Annotated in this window: 14 protein-coding genes; 8 read left to right on the top strand and 6 right to left on the bottom strand. The window is 63.7% G+C overall.

Annotated features, from left to right (window positions below; all coding sequences use genetic code 11):
* Nucleotides 1–150 precede the first annotated feature (150 nt).
* From PSV26_RS14640 to PSV26_RS14625, 4 genes are all read left to right on the top strand, one after another.
* The gene (locus tag PSV26_RS14640; protein WP_300571724.1) at nucleotides 151–1059 is read left to right on the top strand and encodes a MoxR family ATPase; all 909 of its coding nucleotides are present in this window, start codon (nucleotides 151–153) and stop codon (nucleotides 1057–1059) included.
* A 113-nt stretch (nucleotides 1060–1172) separates the two neighbouring features.
* Nucleotides 1173–2357, top strand: coding sequence for a VWA domain-containing protein (locus tag PSV26_RS14635; protein ID WP_300571722.1), 1185 nt, complete (start codon nucleotides 1173–1175; stop codon nucleotides 2355–2357).
* Nucleotides 2358–2406: 49 nt separating this feature from the next.
* Nucleotides 2407–2985 (top strand): carbon monoxide dehydrogenase subunit G, encoded by a 579-nt coding sequence (locus PSV26_RS14630; RefSeq protein WP_300571720.1) that lies wholly within the window; start codon nucleotides 2407–2409, stop codon nucleotides 2983–2985.
* A 33-nt stretch (nucleotides 2986–3018) separates the two neighbouring features.
* Nucleotides 3019–4101 carry an XdhC family protein gene (locus tag PSV26_RS14625; RefSeq protein WP_300571718.1) on the top strand — a complete coding sequence of 361 codons (1083 nt, stop codon included), beginning with the start codon at nucleotides 3019–3021 and terminating at the stop codon, nucleotides 4099–4101.
* A gap of 87 nt (nucleotides 4102–4188) precedes the next feature.
* Here the strand turns inward: PSV26_RS14625 and PSV26_RS14620 are convergent, their stop codons facing one another.
* Nucleotides 4189–5373 (bottom strand): alkane 1-monooxygenase, encoded by a 1185-nt coding sequence (locus PSV26_RS14620; protein ID WP_300571716.1) that lies wholly within the window; start codon nucleotides 5371–5373, stop codon nucleotides 4189–4191.
* 713 nt (nucleotides 5374–6086) lie between these two features.
* Here PSV26_RS14620 and PSV26_RS14615 point away from each other — a divergent pair.
* A complete protein-coding gene (locus PSV26_RS14615; protein WP_300571714.1) occupies nucleotides 6087–6719 on the top strand; it encodes a heme-binding protein in 633 nt (210 codons plus the stop codon).
* Nucleotides 6720–7083: 364 nt separating this feature from the next.
* On the opposite strand, the gene PSV26_RS14610 is transcribed toward PSV26_RS14615, so the two are convergent.
* Nucleotides 7084–8064, bottom strand: coding sequence for a LysR family transcriptional regulator (locus PSV26_RS14610; protein WP_300571712.1), 981 nt, complete (start codon nucleotides 8062–8064; stop codon nucleotides 7084–7086).
* Between the two features lie 194 nt (nucleotides 8065–8258).
* Between PSV26_RS14610 and PSV26_RS14605 the strand changes: the two genes are divergently transcribed.
* The 3 genes from PSV26_RS14605 to PSV26_RS14595 are packed head-to-tail and all read left to right on the top strand — an operon-like array spanning nucleotide 8259 to nucleotide 10903.
* Nucleotides 8259–9596, top strand: a complete 1338-nt coding sequence (locus PSV26_RS14605; protein WP_300571710.1) for an acyclic terpene utilization AtuA family protein — start codon at nucleotides 8259–8261, stop codon at nucleotides 9594–9596.
* Nucleotides 9597–9599: 3 nt separating this feature from the next.
* Nucleotides 9600–9902, top strand: a complete 303-nt coding sequence (locus PSV26_RS14600; protein WP_300571708.1) for a hypothetical protein — start codon at nucleotides 9600–9602, stop codon at nucleotides 9900–9902.
* Between the two features lie 41 nt (nucleotides 9903–9943).
* Entirely contained in the window at nucleotides 9944–10903 is a 960-nt protein-coding gene (locus PSV26_RS14595; RefSeq protein ID WP_300571706.1) for a tripartite tricarboxylate transporter substrate binding protein, read from the top strand.
* 85 nt (nucleotides 10904–10988) lie between these two features.
* Here PSV26_RS14595 and crcB read toward each other — a convergent pair whose 3' ends face one another.
* The 4 genes from crcB to PSV26_RS14575 are packed head-to-tail and all read right to left on the bottom strand — an operon-like array spanning nucleotide 10989 to nucleotide 14205.
* Nucleotides 10989–11378: a fluoride efflux transporter CrcB gene (crcB, locus tag PSV26_RS14590; RefSeq protein ID WP_300571704.1), complete on the bottom strand. Its 390-nt coding sequence runs from the start codon at nucleotides 11376–11378 to the stop codon at nucleotides 10989–10991.
* Nucleotides 11379–11412: 34 nt separating this feature from the next.
* On the bottom strand, nucleotides 11413–12714 hold the full coding sequence (locus tag PSV26_RS14585; RefSeq protein ID WP_300571702.1) for a TRAP transporter large permease subunit: 1302 nt from the start codon (nucleotides 12712–12714) through the stop codon (nucleotides 11413–11415).
* Between the two features lie 7 nt (nucleotides 12715–12721).
* Nucleotides 12722–13231 carry a TRAP transporter small permease gene (locus PSV26_RS14580; RefSeq protein ID WP_300571700.1) on the bottom strand — a complete coding sequence of 170 codons (510 nt, stop codon included), beginning with the start codon at nucleotides 13229–13231 and terminating at the stop codon, nucleotides 12722–12724.
* An 8-nt stretch (nucleotides 13232–13239) separates the two neighbouring features.
* Nucleotides 13240–14205 (bottom strand): TRAP transporter substrate-binding protein, encoded by a 966-nt coding sequence (locus PSV26_RS14575; RefSeq protein ID WP_300571698.1) that lies wholly within the window; start codon nucleotides 14203–14205, stop codon nucleotides 13240–13242.
* Between the last annotated feature and the right edge of the window lie 41 nt (nucleotides 14206–14246).

Genomic DNA, 14246 nt, shown 5'->3' with positions numbered 1-14246 from the left:
CCCGGTGTCGCCCCGGCACCGGGCCTCTGCGGTTTTTGAAGTCCTGAAGTCTTTCAGGCTCTTTGGGACTTTTGGGCCTTTTAGGCCTCCCGCCCTTGATGGACGGGCGCAAGCAGCTATTGAATAGATAGCAACAGGTACACTGATCCGATGACACCTTTTCCCACGATTGATGCACTGGCCCTGGCGCTGCAGGGTGCTGGTTACTTTGCCGACCGGCGGCTGGCCACGGCAGTGTTTCTCGCGCTCAAGCTGCAGCGCCCGCTGCTGCTCGAAGGCGAGCCCGGCGTCGGCAAGACCGAGCTGGCCAAGGCCCTGGCGCTGGCGCTGCAGCGCCAGCTGATTCGCCTGCAGTGTTACGACGGGCTGGAGCAGCGCGAAGCCCTCTACGAGTGGAACTACGCCGCCCAGCTGCTGCACATGCGTGCGGTCGAAGGCCACGGCGATGCCGCCGACGTCGAACGCGAGGTCTACCAGGACCGCTACCTGATACGCCGACCGCTGCTGCAGGCGCTGCAAACCCCGGCGCCGGGCGCGGTGCTGCTGATCGACGAGGTGGACCGCGCCGACGAGCCTTTTGAGGCCTTTCTGCTCGAGTACCTCGGCGAGTACCAGGTCAGCATTCCGGAAATCGGCACGGTGCGCGCCGAGGTGACGCCGGTGACTATTCTCACCAGCAACCGCACGCGTGAACTCAACGACGCGGTCAAGCGGCGTTGCCTCTACCACTGGCTCGATTACCCTGACCGCGACCGCGAACTGGCCATCATCCGCGCCCAGGTGCCCGAGGCGGGCGAACAGCTCTCGGCCCAGGTAGCCGGTTTTGTGGACCGGTTGCGCCGCTCGCCCTTCGGCAATGCCTTCCAGCGCGCGCCCGGCATCGCCGAAAGTGTCGAGTGGGCGAAGGCGCTGGTAGCGCTGGACACGCTGGTGGTGGACCCGGAAGTGGTGGCCGACACCGCCGGCATTTTGTTCAAGCAGCGCGAAGACGTGGCCGCGCTTACGCATGAGCTGGCTGTTGAATTGTTGAAGCCCGATGAGACGGTGGAGCCTGCTTGAACCCGCTCAACGGCGGGCAGCCCTCACCCCAACCCTCTCCCAGAGGGAGAGGGGGGCGGGCCCCTGTTCTTGTTCCCTCTCCCCCTGGGAGAGGGCTAGGGTGAGGGCTCTCCATGCTCCTCGGTGATGCCAGAGCGGGCAAACTCGCCGATAACATCGCCGGCTTCGGCCGCGCCCTGCGCCGCGCCGGTGTCAAGGTGGACAGCCAGCGTATCGCCCTGGCCAAGGAAGCCGCACTTGCCGTCGGCATCAGCGAAAGGGAAGACCTGAGCGCCGCCTTTGAAGCCGTGATGGTCAGCCGTGAGCAGGACCGGCTGGTGTTCCGCGAACTGTTCGACGTGTATTTCCAGGACCCGAAAGTCGCCAACAAGCTGCTGGCCCAGCTGCTGCCCAGCGCCGAAGGCAAGGCCGAGCCCAGCAAGCGACGGCCGCGGGTGCGCGAGGCGCTGGCACCGCAAAAGGCGTTCGGCCAGCAGGCCAAACCCAGTACCGAAGACCAGAAGGTCGAGTTTGACGCCGCCATGACCGCCAGCGACATCGCCCGCCTGCAGCATGCCGACTTCAACGCGCTGTCGGCCACCGAGTACCGGCTGGTCGAGCGGCTGGCGCGCGACATCAAGCTGCCGCTGCCGATGTTTGCCTCGCGGCGCAGCCGGCCCGCCGCCAGTGGCGCGCGCATGCACTGGCCGGGCGTGATGCACCAGGCCGCGCGAACGGGCGGCGAGCTGATGCACCTGCCGCGCATGCAGCGGCGCGAGCAGGCCCTGCCTTTGCTTGTGCTGGTCGATGTGTCCGGCTCCATGGAGCGTTACGCGCGCTTGCTGCTGGCCTTTCTGCACGCGGCCACGCGGCGTCACCCGCACCGCGATGTGTTTGCTTTCGGCATGCACCTGACCGACCTGACGCCGGCCTTCCGCCAGGCCGACACCGACGAGATGCTGGCCCACGCCAGCCTGGCGATTGAAGACTTTGCCGGCGGCACCCAACTCGGCGCCTCGCTGGCCACCTTGCGCGAGCGGCATGCGCGCCGCCTGGTCGGCCGGCGCACCATCGTCCTGGTCATCACCGACGGGCTGGACACCGGTGAGCCGTCCGACCTGGCCCGCGAACTGGCCTGGCTGCGCCGGCGCAGCCGCCGCCTGTTGTGGCTCAACCCCTTGCTGCGTTTTGACGGCTACGCGCCGCTGGCGCGCGGGGCCGCCGTGTTGCATGCCCACGCGCACGGCATGCTGGCCGTTCACAATCTGGCCAAGCTCGAGGAACTGGCCGCCAGCCTGGCGACTCTGATGAAGAAATAAGCCGAAATCACATACCGGCAACTCACACTGATACCAAAAGGGAGAACACATGGACATGCAAGGAAGCCGCCAGTTGGCGGTGACACAACAACAGGCCTGGGACGCGCTGAACGACCCCGCCGTGCTCAAGGCCTGCATTCCGGGCTGCGACAAGGTGGAACCCACCGGCGAGAACCAGTACGCCATTGCCATGGCGCTGAAGATCGGCCCGGTGTCGGCCAAGTTCACCGGCAAGATCACGCTCACCGACATCAACCCGCCGGCCAGTTACAAACTGTCGTTTGACGGGCAGGGCGGCGTGGCCGGTTTCGGCAAGGGCAGTGCCGCAGTCACGCTGTCGCCCCATGTTGACGGGTGCGAACTCTCCTACACCGTGCATGCCTCGGTCGGCGGCAAGGTGGCCCAGCTCGGGCAGCGCCTGATCGACGGCGCCGCCAAGTCCATGGCTGAAGATTTTTTCAAGCGTTTTGACGAGGAAATGCAGCGCCAGCACCCCGAAAGTTATGCGGCCAAAATGGTCATGGGCGATGTCAGCACGGAGCCGGCCGCCGGCCCGGCCATCCCGCTTTGGGTATGGATCGTGGGCGCCGCAGTGCTGGTTGCCGGCGCGGTCTGGCTGGCGCGTTAAGCGGCGCCTGCCGCAGACGGGAAAGGAAAAACCATGGAAAACCTCGATGTGATGGTTCTGCGCACCTTGCGCGACTGGCGCACAGCGGGCAAGCGCGCCTTGCTGGCCACCGTGGTGCGCACCTGGGGTTCGTCACCGCGGCCGGTCGGCTCCATCATGGCGCTGTGTGAAGACGGCGCGGTGGTCGGATCGGTCTCCGGCGGCTGTATTGAAGACGACCTGATCTACCGCCACACCCAGGCCTATGCGTCGGCGTCGGCGTCCGCGCAGGGCGGTGGCAACACCATTCCCTTGGGGCCGCCGACCTTTGTCAAATACGGCATCACCGCCGACGAAGCCCACCGCTTCGGCCTGCCCTGTGGCGGCACGCTGGAACTGCTGCTGGAATACGACCCCGACGCCGCCGCGCTGGCGCAGCTGGTGCAGGCGCTGGAGGCCGGCCAGCTGATGCAGCGCACGGTGCACCTGAGCGACGGTGCGGTGACGCTCGCCACGGCCAGGGCCCCGGCCGAGCTCAGCGTGTCGTCGGTCGAACTGGTCAACACCTTTGGGCCCGAGTACCGCATGTTGCTCATAGGCGCGGGCCAGCTCACCGAATACCTCGCCACCATGGCCCTGTTCAGCGGTTTCGCCGTCACCGTGTGCGACCCGCGCGAGGAGTACCGCAGCGCCTGGTCGGTTGTGGGCGCCAAGGTGCTCAGCGAGATGCCGGACGACGTGGTGATCGGCTTCAAGCCGGACCGGCGCAGCTGCGTGATCGCACTCACGCACGACCCCAAGCTCGACGACCTGGCGCTGCTCGAAGCCCTGGCCACCGACGCGTTTTACGTCGGCGCCATCGGCTCGCGCCGCAACAACGAGGCGCGCCACCAGCGCATGGCCGAACACTTCGGCCTCAACGAAGCCGCGCTGGCCCGCCTGCGCGGCCCCATCGGCATCTACATCGGCAGCAAGACACCACCCGAAATCGCCGTCAGCGTGATGGCCGAGGTGCTGGCCGTGAAAAACGGCGTGGTGCTGCCGCGCGACATGGAAGTGGCGCAGGCCAAGAACGAACGTGCGGTGCCAGGCAACGATGCGGGCGAGCTGGTCTGCGGCGTGGCGCGCAGCGCCTGAGGGCATCAGGCTCTTTGAGTGGCTGCCATCCGGGTGGCGCCCATCACGGGGGCCAGCCAGCACGTGCCCGGGCTATCGTGTCGGAATTCAAGTGGCGGTGTCCTGCTGTGCGGTTTTCGCGGTGTGCCAGCGCTGGAAAATCTTCTGCCGTGCCGACGGCTGCATGTTGATTTTGCTCAGGTCTCCCGCGTAGTGCGCCACCACACGATGGTCCATCAAGGCAAACCACAGGGGTGGAAAGTAGGCCGCCGTGATCATGGTGGCATAACCTGCGGGCAATTGGGGTGCCGCATCAAAATGCCGGAGCGCCTGGTACCGCCGTGCGGGGTGGGCGTGGTGGTCCGAGTGCCGCTGCAAGTGATACAGCAGGACGTTGCCGACAATGTGGTTGCTGTTCCAGGAGTGCGCCGGTTGGCAGCGCACATAGCGGTTGGATCTGTCTTTCTCGCGCAGCAGCCCGTAGTGCTCAACATAGTTCACGACCTCCAGCATGGACGCGCCGTAAACGCCTTGCAGCACCAGGAAAAGCAGCACCGGCCATCCCAACCAACCCGCCAGACAGCCGTAAAGGACAAGACTTGACGCCCAGGCCTGAAGGTTGTCGTTGTCGATACTCCACACGCTTTTGCCCTGCCGGTTCAGGCGTTCGCGCTCGATGTCCCAGGCAGACCGCAGACTGCCCAGCACCGTGCGCGGCAGGAAGGCCCAGAAGCTTTCGCCCATGCGTGAACTGGCCGGGTCTTGCGGGGTGGCCACCCGTTTGTGGTGGCCGCGGTTGTGTTCCACATAGAAGTGCCCATACAGGGTGGGCGCCAGCGCGATCTTTGCCAGCCAGCGGTCCAGCGCCTCCTTTTTGTGCCCCAGTTCATGCGCGGTGGCAATGCCGATGCCGTTGAAGGAGCCCACGGACAGCACCAATGCCGCAAAGGCGTACCAAGGCAGGGCCTGCGTCGTCGCCAGCCACGCGCCAAACACCGTTCCGGCAATCTGGAACGGCACATAGGCCCAGACCAGTGCGCGGTAGTAGACATCCTGCTCGAGTTGTGCAACTTCGGACTCGGGTGGGTTGCTGAAGTCTTCTCCAAACACCACATCGAGCAGGGGCATGAGCAGATGGACGAAGACGGGTGCAAACAGAAGGCACCACCATTGCCCGCTCCAGGCAAATGCGGCCAATGATCCGGTGAACGCCACAGGGACGGCCGGACTGAAAAGCCACAACCAGCGTTTGTCGCTCCAGTTTTTCGCGGGTTGTACCGACGGCATGCTCATTGAAAAAATCTCCTGAAGCCACGGCAGGATCTCCCTTTGCGAAAGAAGGGGGCCTGTTTGTTCTCCTCGCTCTTTTCCTGCGTTGACGTGAGTCGGCTCTCGAAACAAGCCAAAACCCGAACTCTGCCAAACAAGCGATGAATCGTCATTAACGCCCAAACAGGCAGGCAAATCAAGCAGTCCAAGGGAATACCGCAGGTACGCCTGCGAGGGGTCATCGGCGGTGTGATCCAGCCCGGGCGCGCTGCCCGAGCAGAACCAGTTGTTTCGGTTTGCTTTCGTGCTGGTTATGGCGTCCATGATGGAAGGGGTGTGACTGTCTGGTGCAGGATGACCTTCACAAAGAGGAGAACGGTCGCGCAAAACCCTACAGCCAGCCGTCTTGCCGGACCTCACCAGCGAAAAAGCAGCGCTGAAAGGTACTATTTCCCTCATCACTTTCCCTCATCACTTGCCAGCAAAGTAGCAGCACCATGGAAGACACACGCTGCTGCGGCACGGGCACCTGCCTGATTGACACGGATGGACGTTGCTGGTGCGGCCAGCAATGGGATGGCGAACAGATGTGCCGGCCCAAGCAGACACCCAGCGCCACTGGTCAAAAAACCGATGGCGACGAGTCACCAAAAGCAGAAGATGCTGAACCTGCCCTTTTGAAACGCCTCATTCAATTCACCATTTTTCTGGCCTTTGGGCTGTCTGGATTTCCTGCCATGGCCACTGAAGAACCCAAATTTGAACTGTTGTCCAGGCATGAGCACATCGAGTTGCGCCGCTACCCGTCCTTCATCGTGGCAGAAACCTTTGTCGACGGCGACATGGATGCGGCTTCAGGCAAAGGTTTTCGGGCCATTGCTGACTACATCTTCGGAAACAACATGTCCGCAGGTTCGACACCCGCCCAGGGCCCGGAAAAAATTTCGATGACTGCACCTGTGACGATGGAGCCCGTCAAGCAGGCGTCGCAGAAAATCGCCATGACAGCGCCTGTGGCCCTGGAGCCCTTGCCCGAATCCGGCAAGGTCAGTCAGGCGCCCCAGGCCATGCAGGGTGCCAAGCGCTGGCGGGTGCATTTTGTGATGCCCAGCGCCTACACACTGAACACCCTGCCCAAGCCCGGCAATCCGGCCGTGCAACTGCGTGAAGTGCCCGCCAAAACCTGGGCCGTGCTGAGCTATTCAGGTTTCAACACCGAAGCCGGAATCCAGCAGCGCACTGATGAGCTGGTGGCATGGCTGGCTGCGCAAAAAATCAGGACCACTGGCAGCCCTCAGCTGGCACGCTACAACCCGCCCTGGACATTGCCCATGTTCCGCCGCAACGAAATCATGCTCGAGACCGAGTAGCGGGCTCGTTTTGCGCCCTCCGGGGTTTTCTCAAGTGGCTGTTGATCGCTATGCGACAAGTTGTCTCAGAGGGGTTTTTACTCATCGCCCCTGCACCCCAAACTGACAATTCCGTGGACTTATGGATAAACATGCCTCCTGCCCTTATGCCGCAAGCGCAAGGCGCTATTAAAACAGGAGCGGACCGGATGGACCAACCCTCAGGCCGGTGCAGGATTGATTTGCGGTGAAACAACTGGTGCCCTGCAGAGTTACCCCCACCCCCTGTTGCTTAGGTTGTGGATAAGAGCCTGAACAACTCTCAAATGCCGCGCCAGCGCTGGTTCTGCAGGGCCTGCCCAGAAAACAGGCAGCAGCGGGGTGGCTACGATGCCGCCGCTGAGGTCGGAGGGGCATCATCTTTCAGGTCTGGCACCAGAGCGGCCAGTTTTTCATGGTTGAGCTCAAGGCTGCCGGGCTGCAGCAGCAAGCGCATCTGCCGTTTGATGGGGTCGGCCAGGGCATCGGCAGCGGCGGAGGGCACGCGTCCTTGCGCCCTCAGCAAGAAGACTTCGCGCACGATGCCGGGCCCGGCCAGCGGCTTGATGGCGAGCTGGCTGCTGTTGAAGTGCGACAGTGTCAGGCTGGGCACCAGGCTGATACCGACCCCGCTTTCCACCATGCCGCGCACCGCCTCCAGCCGTTCGACTTCCATCACCGTGTTGGGTTTGTGTGGCAGCAGGGCCGCGTCGATCTGGCGGCGCAGGCGGGTGGTCGTCGTGAAGTGGATGAACGGGAACTGAACCAGCTCCTCAATCGTGACGGCCACCTTGCCGGCGAGCGCGTGGTCTTTCCTGCAGACAACGTAGAAGCGGTCCAGGCACAGCAGCTCCTTGTGAATGTCGGCGTCTTTCGCGTCGATGGTGGACAGGGCCAGGTCGACCTTGCCTTCCCGCACCAGGTCCACACAGGGCTGGGGCAGCGCATCGACCACCTCAATGTCGATGGCCGGGTGTTTGCGCCGATAGTCGGCGACCACCACCGGCAGGAAGCGCGCGCACAGCGAAGGGATGCCGGCCACCGCCACGCGGTCCACGATGCTGAGGTCGCGGCAGACGCTGCCCATGACATCGTCGAAGTGGGACACCACCTCGCGCGCGGCGCGTTCAAAGCGCCGGCCGGCTGCGGTCAGGTCGACCTTGCGCGTGTCGCGGTCAAACAGCCGGGCGGCCAGCGTGTCTTCCAGCGAACGGATCAGTGAACTGAAGGCGGGCTGGGACAGATGCATCTGCCCGGCGGCACGTGTGAAGCTGCGCAGGTCAGCCAGCGCCAGGAAAGCACGCAGTTGACGTGTGGACAGGTTCATCCGTGCGGATAATACCCAAGGATGCCGCGTGCCCGCCGGGACCATGGATTCCGATTGATCTGGATTTCCTTTGAGTCTCATCCGGAATTTCGAATTCACAGGCGGCCCGGCTTGCGCCATAGTCCGCACAGTCCTTCTGGCGTGACCTGACCGAACACCTGCATCAACATCGCGTTCCCTGTGAAAGTCCCTTCATGAAAACCATCCGCATTGGCGCCGGCGCCGGCTACTCGGGGGACCGCATCCCCCCCGCCGTGGAGCTGGCGGAAAAGGGCGACCTCGACTACCTGGTGTTCGAGTGCCTGGCCGAACGTACCATCGCCCTGGCGCAGCTGGAGCGCAGCAAGGACGCGCGCCTGGGCTTCGACCCCCTGCTGCGGGACCGCATGGAGGCGGTGCTGCTGGCCTGCGCCGGCAGGGGCGTGAAGATCATCACCAACATGGGGGCCGCCAACCCGCAAGCGGCGGGCGCGGAAGTGATCCGGATCGCGCGCGAGCTGGGTCTGGACCGCCTGAAGGTGGCGGTGGTGCAGGGCGACGACGTGTTGCCCGGCATTCAGGACCAGGACCTGACCCTGCTGGAAAGCGGCGCACCGCTGCCGTCGCTGGGCAGCGACGTGTTGTCGGCGAATGCCTATCTCGGCGCCGAGGCCCTGGTGCGGGCGCTGCGGCTGGGCGCGGACGTGGTGATCACCGGGCGTGTGGCCGACCCGGCCCTGTTTCTTGCGCCGCTCATTCATGAGTTTGACTGGTCCATGTCGGACTGGCAGAAGATGGGCCAGGGCACGGTCGTGGGCCATCTGCTGGAATGTGCCGGGCAGGTGACCGGCGGGTATTTTGCCGACCCCGGTTACCGCGATGTGCCTGATCTGGCAAATCTGGGTTTTCCGCTGGCCGAAGTGTCGGCCGACGGTCTCGCCGTCATCACCAAGGTGGCCGGTTCGGGCGGCTGCGTCACCACCGCCACCTGCACCGCGCAGCTGCTGTACGAAATCGAAAACCCCGCCAGCTACCTGCAGCCCGATGTGGTGGCGGACTTTTCCAAGGTGACGCTGACCCAGGTGGGCCCCGACCGCGTGCGGATCGAGGGCGCCAACGGCCATCAGCGACCTGCGACGCTGAAGGTGACCGTGGGTTACCGTGACGGCTTCATCGGGGAGGGGCAGATCTCCTATGCGGGCCTGGGAGCCGAGGCGCGGGGCCGGCTGGCGCTGGACGTGCTGAAGCAGCGGCTGGAGGCCTCGGACATCGAGGCGCTCGACAGCCGTTATGAACTCATCGGGGTCAACGCCATGCATGGCGAGACCCTGTCCGCGGGCCACACGCCTTATGAAGTCCGGGCGCGTGTGGCCCTGCGTGTGGCCACCCTGAAAGACGCGGAACGGGTGGCCAACGAGGTCGAGGCCATGTACCTGAACGGGCCGGCTGGCGGCGGTGGTGTCACGAAGTCGGTTCGCGAGGTGATCGCCGCGGCGTCAACCCTGGTTCCGCGCGACCTGGTTCAGACAACAATCACCATGCTGGAACTTTGAAAAATGATATTGCGCGACATCGCCCACACCCGTACCGGTGACAAGGGAAACCGGTCCATCATTTCCGTGATCGCCTACGACCTCAAGGACTTCCCGGCGATCGAGCGCGCCGTGACGGCGGAACGCGTGCGTGCCTACTACGCAGACACCGTCAAGGGCGAGGTCGAGCGTTATGTGGTGCCGCATCTGGGCGCCCTGAACTTCGTGCTGCACGACGCGCTGGGCGGGGGGGTGACCCGGTCCCTGGCACTGGACGCCCATGGCAAGTGCCTGAGCTCCGCCATTCTGGGCATGGTCATCGAATAAGCTAGCGTATTCCACAATTTTTTAAAACAGGAGACATCAACATGAAGTACAAGTCGATTCTTTTCGCGGCTGCGGCCAGTTTTTCCCTGGCCGCGTTTGGCCAGGCCTATCCGAACAAGCCGATCAAGGCCATCGTGCCCTTTGCCGCCGGCAGCGCCACCGACCAGATCGGTCGCGCTTTCGCGGCCAAGATGTCGGAAGCGCTGGGGCAGACCATCGTGGTCGAGAACAAGGCTGGCGTCAACGGCATGCTGGGGGCCGATGCTGTGGCCAAGTCTGCACCCGACGGCTACACCATCCTGATCGGAACCAACAGCACCAACGCGGCGCTCAAGAGCCTGATGAAAAAGCTCCCCTACGACCAGGACACGGCCTTTGCACCGCTGGGTTACATGGGTTCGGTGCCGCTGATCGTGGCCGTCAACAATGATGTGCCGGCCAAAAACCTGCGCGAATTCGTCGACATCGCCAAGGCCAAACCGGGCCATGTCACCTTTGCCAGCGCCAGCACCTCGCAACTGGTGTCGTCTGAAATGATGGCCGGCATGGCCGGTATCCAGATGACCAACGTGCCTTACAAAAGCGGCCCTGCAGCCATGACCGATCTCATTGGCGGCCAGGTGATGATGTTCACGGCCGACTTTGCCGTCATGCTCCCGCAGGTCAAGGGCGGCAAGGTCCGCGGCCTGGCGGTGACTTCCAGCAAACGTTCACCCGCGGTTCCGGAACTGCCAACGGTCAACGAAGCGCTGGGCCTGAAGGACTACGAGCTGATCGCCTACTTCGCCATGTTTGCACCGGCCGGCACACCGCCCGACATCATTGCCAAACTGAACCAGGCCATCAACGCCGCGGCGCAAAGCAAGGATCTGCAGGAAAAATTCGCGCCGATCGGCTTCCTGGTCGAACCCGGAACGTCTGAAGCCCTGGCCCAGCGCAGCAAGCTGGAAACGGCCAAGTGGGCCAAGGCGATCCGCGACGCGAAGATCGAGCCGCAATAAGGCAGCCAACAGCTGCAACCAGGCCCGCCTTTGCGGCTCGCGCGCAGTCGGGTGATCTGTCAAGAAAAGGGCTTCAAGTCCTTTTCTACTGGGCGCGAGATGCTATCAAAAACAGAGCGGTCTTGATGCCGGCCACGGTCATGAGCAGCGAGCCCAGCACATGCAGCGCGGCCGTGCCCAGCGCCAGGCCGTAACGCTCTTCCATCAGGAAGGTGACGACTTCGGCGGAAAAGGAAGAAAACGTGGTGAGCCCGCCCAGAAAGCCGGTCACCAGCATCAGGCGCCAGACCGGGTCGAGCTGCGGCAGCGACTGGAAGATGGCCAGACAGATGCCGATCAGGTAGCCGCCAATCAGGTTGGCGGCCAGCGTGCCCCAGGGAATGATGCCGCCGGGGGTCAGCCACAGCGCAAGACCCCAGCGGGCCAGTGCGCCCACCGAGGCGCCCAGACCGATGGCGATGGCGGAGTAGAACATGGTCGAGAGGAAGGACGGTGGTGAAAAACGCAGTCTAGCGGCTCATCTGCTGCGGCAGCCAGGTGACGATGCCGGGGAACAGGTAGACCAGCGCAATGGCGGCACACATCAGGAAAAACATCGGCAAGGTGACCTTGGCGATCCACGGCAGCTCGCGGCCGGTCATGCCTTGCAGCACAAACAGGTTGAAACCGACCGGCGGCGTGATCTGCGCCATTTCGACGACCAGCACGATGAAGATGCCAAACCAGATCGGGTCGATGCCGGCTTTCTGGATGGTGGGCATCAGCACGCCCATGGTCAGCACGACCATGGAGATGCCGTCGAGAAAACAGCCCAGCACGATGAAAAAGAAGGTCAGTGCCAGGATCAGCTGCCCCTGGCTCAGGCCCAGCGAGCCAATCCATTCGGCCAGGTGGCGCGGCAGGCCGATGTAACCCATGGAGAGCGTGAGGAAGGCCGCACCGGCCAGGATCAGCGCAATCATGCAGTACAGCCGTGTGGCGCCCATCAGTGCGTCACGGAAGGTGGCCCAGCTCAGGGAGCCCTGAAATGCAGAGATGACCAGGGCCCCCACCACGCCAATGGCCGCCGCCTCGGTGGCCGTGGCAATACCGGAATAGATGGAGCCCAGCACAGAGGCGATCAGCAGCACCACGGGAATCAACGCGCGTGAGGCCGAGAGCTTTTGCACAAATGTCGTTTTGGCGTCGGCGGGGGGGATCTGGCCGGGGTTGCGCAGCGCCCAGACCACGATGTAGCCCGAAAACAGCAAAGCCAGCATGATGCCGGGAAACACGCCCGCAATGAAGAGCTTGGCAATCGAGACTTCGGCCGAAACGCCATAAACAATCATGATGATGGAAGGCGGGATCAATAGGCCCAGGGTGCTGGCCCCGGCCAGCGTGCCGACAATCATGTGTTCGGGGTAACCGCGGCGCTTGAGTTCGGGCAGGGTCATCTTGCCGATGGTGGCGCAGGTGGCCGCGCTCGAGCCTGACACCGCCGCAAAAATGGTGCAGCCCACCACGTTGGTGTGCAGCAGCCGGCCCGGCAGGCCCTGCATCCAGGGCGCCAGGCCCTTGAACATGTCCTGTGACAGCCGGGTGCGGAAAAGGATCTCACCCATCCAGACAAACAGCGGCAGGGCGGTCAGGGTCCAGCTCGAGGCCGAGCCCCAGATGGTGACCGCCATGGCGTCGCCGGCCACACGGGTGGTGAACAGCTGCATGCCTATCCAGGCCACACCGGACAGCGTCAGGCCAATCCACACGCCGGTGCCCAGAATGAAGAAAAGGGAAAGCACCAGCAGGGCCATGATGGTCAGGTCGTTCATGGGGTCCTTATTCGTTGCGCAGCGCTTCGCTGCTGGTGACGGCCATCCGGCGGCCCTGGATCTCGAGCACCAGCTCGTCGATGAAGGCAATCACCAGGATGACCGCGCCAAAAGCCATGGCCAGCTGGGGAACCCACAGCGGCGTGGCGTCACTGCCGGTGGAGATGTCGTTGAACACACGCGACTGCCAGGCCAGCTTGCAGCTGTAGACCGCAAACAGCAGGGCCAGCAAGGTGGCCGCGGCCAGGGCCCAGACTTCGAGGGTTTTTTTCCAGCGACCTTTCAGGGCATTGACCAGCAGCGTCACACGGATGTGCTCCCCGCGCTTGAGGGTGTGCGCCAGGGCCAGAAAGCCGCTGGCAGCCATCAGGTAGCCGGCGTAGGCGTCGGTCCCCGGCACATGAAAGTGCAACTGCCGGCTGACGATGGACAGCAGCACCATGACCAGCAGGCCCACCATAAAAAGCGCCGCCAGGGCGGCGGCGCTGTTGTAAATGCCGTCAAGCAGCTTGCGCATGTCGGCGTTTACTTGCGGTAGGCGTCGACCATGGCCTGGCCTTCAGGGCCGGCTTTCTCCAGCCATTCCTTGAGCATCACGTCGCCGACTTTTTTCATGTCGGCCTTCAGGGCAGGCGAGGGCGTGACGATGTTCATGCCGTTGGCCTTGAGCGTGTCCAGCGATGCGGTGTTGACGCGTTTGGATGCGGACCAGCCGCGCACTTCGGCGTCTGCGGCGGCTTTGAGCACGGCCTGCTTGGTGGCTGCGTCGAGCGCGTCAAAGGCGGCCTTGTTCACGATGACCGCATTTTTCGGCAGCCAGGCCTGGGTGTCGAAGAAGAACTTCAGGTGTTCGTAGGTCTTGCTGTCCACGCCGGTGGAGCCCGAGGACATGTACGACTCGACCACGCCGGTTGCCAGCGCCTGGGACAGCTCGGAAGCCTGGATGGTCACGGGCTGGGCGCCCACCAGCTCGGCGATGCGGGCCGTGGCCGGGCTGTAGGCGCGCCATTTCACGCCTTTGAGGTCGGCCGCGGCGTTAAGCTGCTTCTTGGCATAGATGCCCTGCGGGGGCCAGGCCACAGCATAGAGCAGGGCCATGCCCTGCTCGCCGAGTTTCTTTTCGAGCAGCGGCTTTTGCGCCTGGTAAAGCTTCATGGCCGAGTCATAGCTGTCGGCCAGAAAGGGCAGGCCGTCAGCGCCGAACAGTTGCGACTCGTTCTGGAAGTTGACCAGCAGGATTTCGCCGGCCTGGGCCTGGCCGCCCTGCACGGCGCGCTTGATCTCGGGGGCCTTGAACAGCGAGGCGTTGGCGTGTACGGTGATCTTGAGCTTGCCGCCGCTGGCCTTGTCCACGTCATTGGCGAACTGAACCAGGTTTTCACTGTGGAAATTGGTCGCGGGGTAGGCCGCGGGCAGGTCCCACTTGGTCTGGGCGGATGCGGCGCTGCCGACACTCAGGACGGCGGCCATCAGTGCGAGTTTGAATTTCATGAAAGCTCCAGGACAATGGAAGTTGATAAGTGTGGATAGGA

This window comes from Polaromonas sp., from assembly GCF_029945685.1.
Lineage (GTDB): Bacteria > Pseudomonadota > Gammaproteobacteria > Burkholderiales > Burkholderiaceae_C > Polaromonas.
The sequence above is the reverse complement of the archived record's forward strand: the minus strand, read 5'-3'. Positions and strand labels throughout refer to the sequence as shown.

Coding starts and splice junctions, on each gene's coding strand:
- PSV26_RS14640 (WP_300571724.1), top strand. CDS start 151: ATGACACCTTTTCCCACGATTGATGCACTGGCCCTGGCGCTGCAGGGT.
- PSV26_RS14635 (WP_300571722.1), top strand. CDS start 1,173: ATGCTCCTCGGTGATGCCAGAGCGGGCAAACTCGCCGATAACATCGCC.
- PSV26_RS14630 (WP_300571720.1), top strand. CDS start 2,407: ATGGACATGCAAGGAAGCCGCCAGTTGGCGGTGACACAACAACAGGCC.
- PSV26_RS14625 (WP_300571718.1), top strand. CDS start 3,019: ATGGAAAACCTCGATGTGATGGTTCTGCGCACCTTGCGCGACTGGCGC.
- PSV26_RS14620 (WP_300571716.1), bottom strand. CDS start 5,373: ATGAGCATGCCGTCGGTACAACCCGCGAAAAACTGGAGCGACAAACGC.
- PSV26_RS14615 (WP_300571714.1), top strand. CDS start 6,087: ATGGCCACTGAAGAACCCAAATTTGAACTGTTGTCCAGGCATGAGCAC.
- PSV26_RS14610 (WP_300571712.1), bottom strand. CDS start 8,064: ATGAACCTGTCCACACGTCAACTGCGTGCTTTCCTGGCGCTGGCTGAC.
- PSV26_RS14605 (WP_300571710.1), top strand. CDS start 8,259: ATGAAAACCATCCGCATTGGCGCCGGCGCCGGCTACTCGGGGGACCGC.
- PSV26_RS14600 (WP_300571708.1), top strand. CDS start 9,600: ATGATATTGCGCGACATCGCCCACACCCGTACCGGTGACAAGGGAAAC.
- PSV26_RS14595 (WP_300571706.1), top strand. CDS start 9,944: ATGAAGTACAAGTCGATTCTTTTCGCGGCTGCGGCCAGTTTTTCCCTG.
- crcB (WP_300571704.1), bottom strand. CDS start 11,378: ATGTTCTACTCCGCCATCGCCATCGGTCTGGGCGCCTCGGTGGGCGCA.
- PSV26_RS14585 (WP_300571702.1), bottom strand. CDS start 12,714: ATGAACGACCTGACCATCATGGCCCTGCTGGTGCTTTCCCTTTTCTTC.
- PSV26_RS14580 (WP_300571700.1), bottom strand. CDS start 13,231: ATGCGCAAGCTGCTTGACGGCATTTACAACAGCGCCGCCGCCCTGGCG.
- PSV26_RS14575 (WP_300571698.1), bottom strand. CDS start 14,205: ATGAAATTCAAACTCGCACTGATGGCCGCCGTCCTGAGTGTCGGCAGC.